Genomic DNA, 3,431 nt, shown 5'->3' with positions numbered 1-3,431 from the left:
GACAACGACCGCCCGTCGTTCAACCGCGACCGTCGTGACGACCGCCCGTCCGGTGGCTTCCGCTCCGGTGGCAGCGACCGTCCGTTCAACCGCGACCGTCGTGACGACCGCCCCTCGGGCGGCTTCCGCTCCGGTGGCAGCGACCGTCCGACCGGCCGCCGCGACGACCACCGCGGTGGCACGGGTACCGGCACCAACACCGGTTCCTTCGGCCGCCGCGACGACAAGCCGCGCTGGAAGCGCAACGGCTGACGTTCACGCGCACGTCGCTGAACAGCTGAACAAGTGAATCGAAAGCGGGCCCGCTCTTCAGGAGTTGGGCCCGCTTTTGATTTACGGGTGGGCCCGCCTTCGGCGCGTTTTCGCCCCATGTGAGCAAGGGTGCCGGGGTCTTCAAGGCGCGGGTGAAGATCGGTACGGGGTGGAAGGGTTATCTGCTTGCCGGTGCCGGCGATCTGAATGGTGACGGCAAGGGCGATCTGCTGGCGCGTGACAGGGCCGGGGTGCTGTGGCGCTATGCCGGGACGGGTAAGGGCACGCTGGCGTCCCGGGTGAAGGTCGGCGGGGGCCGGCAGATCTACAACTCCCTGGTCGGAGTGGGCGATGCGAGTGGCGACGGCAAGGCCGATCTCCTTGCTCGCGACACGTCCGGGGTGCTGTGGGCCTACCGGGGTGACGGCAAGGGCCTCTTCGCCGCACGAGTGAGGGTCGGGAGCGGCCGGCAGATGTACTCCAGGCTCTCCTGCACGATCAGTCCGGTGATCTCCGGCTGCCTGACGCTGTATCTGTTCGGCATGAACACCGGCGGTCCCGCCGCCATCACCTGGGGCCGGGTCGGCATCGGCCTGATGACGCTGTTCGTCGGCCTGGCGACGGCGGAGATCTGTTCGGTGTACCCGACCTCCGCAGGGCTCTGTTTCTGGGCGCACCGGCTGGCCCCGCCGCGTTCGGCGGCGGCCTGGGCCTGGTTCACGGGCTGGTTCAACGTGCTTGGCCAGGTCGCGGTGACGGCACCGGCGCTCCGCCCGCCCAGATCCTCCTGGACGTCCTCGGCGCCACCACCGGCAAGCTCCTGCTGCTGGTCGCGATCGGCGCGCAGCTGTTCAACTACGCCCCGATCGCAGTCCTGGCCGCCCTGGGTTTCAACGGCGACATGGTGGGTCGTGTCGGCCCGCCACTGGTTCCTCAAACCGGATCACAAGCGCACGAGCGCGGGCGTCACCGCCGAATGAACCACATCCCGAGGCGGCTCGACGGGCCCGGCAGCCGATACCCGATCGGCTGCCGGGCTCCGGCGGGCTATGCTCAGGGGTGATTCGCCGAGGGCCGTTAGCTCAATTGGCAGAGCAGCGGACTTTTAATCCGTTGGTTGTGGGTTCGAGTCCCACACGGCCTACCGCCAGCAGCGAGGGAAAACCCCCTCTGACCTGCTACTTAGCGTCTCGATCGGCTTCGGCCGGTCGGGGCGCTTCGTCTTTCCCGGCCTCTTGCGTGAGCGATGCGTGAGCGGACGGTCCGACAGCAGGCGCTACGGAGGGGGTCTTACGAGCACGTGGCACCGGAGCAGCGGCGCCTTCTGCGGCAGCTTTGTCGACCTCGGGCAGCAGGCTCGTGTACGTGTCCGAGGTCAGCGTGATCGTGGAGTGGCACAGCGTCTCCCGAGCGGCCCCTGGCGTTCGTCCAGGTCCCGGTCTCCGCCAGTCCGGAACGGGGCGATTCGCCGAGCCGCAACCCGTCGAGGAGAGCGCTCCGGCCATCGATCGGCTTGTCGCCGTTCCGTGAAGCGTGACCCCCCTATCGGTCGATGAAAAGTGACCCCTTCCGTGATCAAGTGATCAGTCTGGCTCCATGGGAGTCAGGTGGAAGAGGTGATCGGTGTGGAGGACCGGGCTGAGATCCGGCGGCTCCACCGTGCGGAGGGAATGTCGATCAAGGGGATCGCGCGGCATCTGGGGATCGCCCGGAACACCGTGCGGCGGGCTGTGGCCAGCGACGATCCGCCGAAGTACCGGCGGGCGCCGAAGGGCTCGATCGTGGACGCGGTGGAGCCGGCGATCCGCGAACTGCTGGCGGAGTACCCGCGGATGCCCGCCACGGTGATCGCCGAGCGGATCGGCTGGGAACGGTCGTTGTCGGTGCTGAAGCGGCGGGTGCGGGAACTGCGGCCGGTGTATCTGCCGGCGGACCCGGTCCCGCGGACGGCGTATCAGCCCGGCGAGCTGGCCCAGTGCGATCTGTGGTTCCCGCCGGTGGACATCCCGCTGGGTTTCGGGCAGACGGGGCGCCCGCCGGTGCTGGTGATGGTGTCCGGCTATTCCCGGGTGATCACCGCGCGGATGCTGTCGTCGAGGCAGGCCGCCGACCTGGTGAGCGGCCACTGGGACCTGCTGTCCGGCTGGAAAGCGGTGCCCCGGGCACTGGTCTGGGACAACGAGGCGGCCATCGGACGCCGCCGGGAGGGACGGGTCGTGCTCGGTCATGAGTTCGCCGCGCTGGCCGGGCTGCTGGCCTGCAAGGTGATCCTGTGCCGGCCCCGCGACCCGGAGGCCAAGGGGCTGGCCGAGCGGGGCCGGACGCGCCTGCAGTGGCTGAGGTTCATCCTCTGCCCAGTTGTAAGTAAGTCGCTGTCCTGTTGGAGTGGTGCATCCGTAGGATCACGTCATGACTGCCGATACCCCGCTCACCCGAGAGTCGTTTCGGCGCCTCCAGCCGATGAACACGCCCAGGCCGGTGTCTCAGTTGCCGGATCGTGTCTGGACTGACGAGGACTGGGACCGGATCCGGCGCGGATATCGGGCCCGGGACATGGATGAGAAGTGGAACGTCTTCGTCGAAGGCGATGTCGTTTTCATGCACAGGAGTTGGACCGGTCGCGGCGTCTATGAGGCGTCCTTTGTCCCCGTGGCTGGTGGTGGGAGGAGGATCGCCTCTGCTGTGGTGGAGGCCGATGGCGAGCGCTATCGCAGCATGGGCGACGAGTACGACCGTCTGATGATGGAGCTGATCATCAGCGCGATCGTCCTTGGTGAGCCGGCCGCCGACCTCCGGGCCGGGCTCGTGGAGCTGACTGCTCGGGCTTCGGGGAAGATCGATCTTCCCTCGGGTGTGGTGGAGCACAGTGCTCTGGGATTGCGTTCTGGATCGTGAGCTCTGGAGCCGGGCGAGTGCTGTCACGGTCTCGGGTTATGTGACTGGATCACACGTTGCAAGCGCAGGATCTCGCCGTGTGCCGCGGCCAGTCGTTGTTCGAACTCTTGGACGCGCTCTCGGTGGGTGGTGCGCTCACGGCGGAGGGCTTCGGTAAGGGAATGAATCACTGTGCCGTCGTCGGCTGAGCCCGGATCCACCGGCTTGTTTCCGGAGTGATCGTTTCGGGGTTGTCTTGGCGGTCGGCGAGATGATCTGGCTGTTCGGGCAGGGAGTATCCGCTG

At 67.6% G+C, this 3,431-nt stretch carries 1 protein-coding gene, 1 tRNA gene and 5 pseudogenes; 6 read left to right on the top strand and 1 reads right to left on the bottom strand.

The genetic code is table 11. The features are described from left to right. From AB0I23_RS14175 to AB0I23_RS14160, 4 genes and pseudogenes are all read left to right on the top strand, one after another. Positions 1-252, top strand: a pseudogene (locus AB0I23_RS14175) (DEAD/DEAH box helicase); the annotation flags it as partial. 119 nt (positions 253-371) lie between these two features. Next, positions 372-623, top strand: a pseudogene (locus AB0I23_RS14170) (FG-GAP repeat domain-containing protein); the annotation flags it as partial. 102 nt (positions 624-725) lie between these two features. Then, positions 726-1,013, top strand: a pseudogene (locus AB0I23_RS14165) (amino acid permease); the annotation flags it as partial. A 310-nt stretch (positions 1,014-1,323) separates the two neighbouring features. Then, a tRNA-Lys gene (locus AB0I23_RS14160) sits at positions 1,324-1,396 on the top strand. 34 nt (positions 1,397-1,430) lie between these two features. On the opposite strand, the pseudogene AB0I23_RS14155 reads toward AB0I23_RS14160, so the two are convergent. Then, positions 1,431-1,661, bottom strand: a pseudogene (locus tag AB0I23_RS14155) (site-specific integrase); the annotation flags it as partial. Positions 1,662-1,868: 207 nt separating this feature from the next. Here AB0I23_RS14155 and AB0I23_RS14150 point away from each other — a divergent pair. Together AB0I23_RS14150 and AB0I23_RS14145 are read left to right on the top strand one after the other, a co-directional pair. Continuing rightward, positions 1,869-2,585 (top strand): annotated as a pseudogene (locus tag AB0I23_RS14150) (DDE-type integrase/transposase/recombinase); the annotation flags it as partial. A gap of 220 nt (positions 2,586-2,805) precedes the next feature. After that, on the top strand, positions 2,806-3,147 hold the full coding sequence (locus AB0I23_RS14145) for a hypothetical protein (protein ID WP_359109488.1): 342 nt from the start codon (positions 2,806-2,808) through the stop codon (positions 3,145-3,147). The last annotated feature ends 284 nt before the right edge of the window (positions 3,148-3,431 follow it).

The sequence above is a fragment of the Streptomyces atratus genome, assembly GCF_040655115.1.
Taxonomy (GTDB): domain Bacteria; phylum Actinomycetota; class Actinomycetes; order Streptomycetales; family Streptomycetaceae; genus Streptomyces; species Streptomyces atratus_D.
This window is presented reverse-complemented; position numbering and strand designations above follow the sequence as displayed.